Origin of the sequence: Bradyrhizobium sp. NBAIM08 (assembly GCF_020193935.1) — a bacterium.
GTDB lineage: Bacteria > Pseudomonadota > Alphaproteobacteria > Rhizobiales > Xanthobacteraceae > Bradyrhizobium > Bradyrhizobium yuanmingense.
The window spans coordinates 1-434 of sequence record NZ_JADYVR010000498.1 but is presented as its reverse complement, the minus strand read 5'-3'; the positions used below and the strand labels follow the sequence as shown (position 1 = coordinate 434).

Genomic DNA, 434 nt, shown 5'->3' with positions numbered 1-434 from the left:
GGGCGACCCCGGGGAACGCGTCGGGCGGCCCCGGGCGGTCGACGCGCACGACGTCGGCGCCCATGTCGGCCAGCACCATCCCGGCGAACGGGACCGGCCCGATGGCCGCCATCTCCAGCACGCGCAGCCCGGCGAGCGGTCCCTTGCTGTTGCTCATATCGGTGAGATCCCCCTCGTGCGGGTGCCGAGGCCGTCGGTGCGGCGACGCGGCAGTTGGTCGAGCGTGTCGATGAGGACGGCGCGCGTGCTGGCCGGGTCGATGATGTCGTCGACGCCGAACCCGGCGGCCGCCTCGAGCGGCCCGACGCGCGCGCGGAACAGCTCGACGACGTCCTGCCGGGCGGCGACCGGGTCGGGCGCGCCCTCGTAGACCTTGCGGAACGCCACGTCGACGGCGCCCTCGATGTTCATGGCGCAGATCTCCGCCGTTGGCC

At 74.7% G+C, this 434-nt stretch carries 2 protein-coding genes; both read right to left on the bottom strand.

Annotated features, from left to right (window positions below):
- Positions 1 to 157 (bottom strand): CoA transferase (locus I6F37_RS40640; protein ID WP_225154466.1); only part of this gene is annotated, 157 nt, incomplete at its 3' end.
- Positions 154 to 434: carboxyl transferase domain-containing protein (locus tag I6F37_RS40635; protein ID WP_249795467.1), on the bottom strand; the 281-nt coding region annotated here is incomplete at its 5' end. The genes I6F37_RS40635 and I6F37_RS40640, both read right to left, overlap by 4 nt.